Below are 1,654 nucleotides of genomic sequence, written 5' to 3'. Positions count from 1 at the left end.
CAGCTTCTTTGGCAGCATCAATGATGGATAAGCCCTTTTCTTCTCGCAGAACTTTGGCAAATTCCACGATAAGAATCGCCACTTTGGCGGACATACCGATCAAGATGACCACACCAATCTGCACGTACAAGTCGAACGGTTGTCCCACCAGCAATAGCGTGCCCATTGCGCCGAGAATCGCGACTGGAACCGCCATCATTACCGCAGCAGGAATGGTCCAACTTTCGTACTGAGCCACCAAGAACAAGTAGGTGAACAGCAAAGACAATGCGAACGCGATTGGTGCCATGTTGCCTGCTTTCATCTCTTGGTAAGTCATGCCTGACCACTCGTATGAGTAACCACTTGGCAAAGATTCCGCAGCCAGTTTTTCAATGGCTTTTACAACATCACCCGAGCTGTAACCTGGCGCTGGCGCACCGTTCACGGTTGCAGAACTGAACATGTTGTAGTTCGACAAGGTATCTGGGCCGAAGATCGGCTTCACTTTCACTAGCGTTGCCAGTGACACCATTTTTCCAGAGCTTGAGCGAACAAACAGATGGTTGATGTCGTCGATATTGTCACGGTATTGCTCTTCTGCTTGCACTTTCACTTGGTACGAACGACCAAACAAGTTGAAGTCAGAAATGTAGGCACCGCCCAACTGCGCTTGCAGTGTGCTGAAGATTTCATTCAACGGTACGCCCATCGAAATCGCTTTATCGCGGTCAATATCGATGTAACGTTGCGGAATGTTCGCACGGAAAATCGAGAACGCACGCGCCACTTCAGGCAGTTGATTGATTTGGGCAACAAAATCAGCGGTTGTTTTTGCCAACTCTTGTGGAGAACGGCCCAAGTTGTCTTGCAGCACAAGGTTGAAACCATCCACCGCACCCATGCCTTTGATTGCCGGCGTCGCGAAAACGAACGAAGCGGCATCTGGCGTTGAGTTCAGCATTTGGTTAACTTTGTTCATCAACGCACGTTGGTGTAGCTCAGGGTCTTTACGTTTGCTCCAGTTATCCAGTTTGATGATCAACATGCCCGAGTTTGGAATCGACGCCATGTTAATTACCGAGAAGCCCGCAACCGAAACCACGTTCTCCACACCTTCCATCTGTTTTAGCTCGTCAACGTACTTCTTCATTAATGGTGCAGTACGCTGCAATGCTGCTGCGTCTGGCAAACGCATTTCGACCATGAACACGCCTTTATCTTCGTTCGGTACGAAAGAAGAAGGTACGGTCATGAACGCAAATGCCAGCACCGCAATAAGCGCGCCATAAACACCGATACTCAGCACAATACGACGGCTCAAGAAGCCAACTAAACCTTGGTATTTGCGCGTTATTGCTTCAAAACCTCGGTTAAACGCACGCAAAGGCGCAATAGGTTGCGAGTGAGTAGATTTCAACATCAACGCACAAAGCGCTGGCGTTAACGTTAATGCGTTGATCGCAGAGAGCAGCACCGATACACAGATGGTGACCGCGAACTGGTTGAACATTCGACCAGAAATACCCGGCAATAGCGCAACCGGTACAAATACCGCCAACAAAATAAGCGTTGTTGCCAATACTGGCCCTGTCACTTCTTTCATAGCTTGGATCGTGGCCGGAATCGGGTCTAAATGCTCTTCATGGATAACCCGCTCCACGTTCTCTACCAC

At 49.3% G+C, this 1,654-nt stretch carries 1 pseudogene; it reads right to left on the bottom strand.

Annotated elements, in window-relative coordinates:
* Positions 1-1,654, bottom strand: a pseudogene (gene vmeQ, locus IQR33_RS34480) (efflux RND transporter permease subunit VmeQ); the annotation flags it as partial.

Source organism: Vibrio sp. OPT46 (assembly GCF_015163535.1).
Taxonomy (GTDB): Bacteria; Pseudomonadota; Gammaproteobacteria; order Enterobacterales; family Vibrionaceae; genus Vibrio; species Vibrio alginolyticus.
The sequence above is the reverse complement of the archived record's forward strand: the minus strand, read 5'-3'. Positions and strand labels throughout refer to the sequence as shown.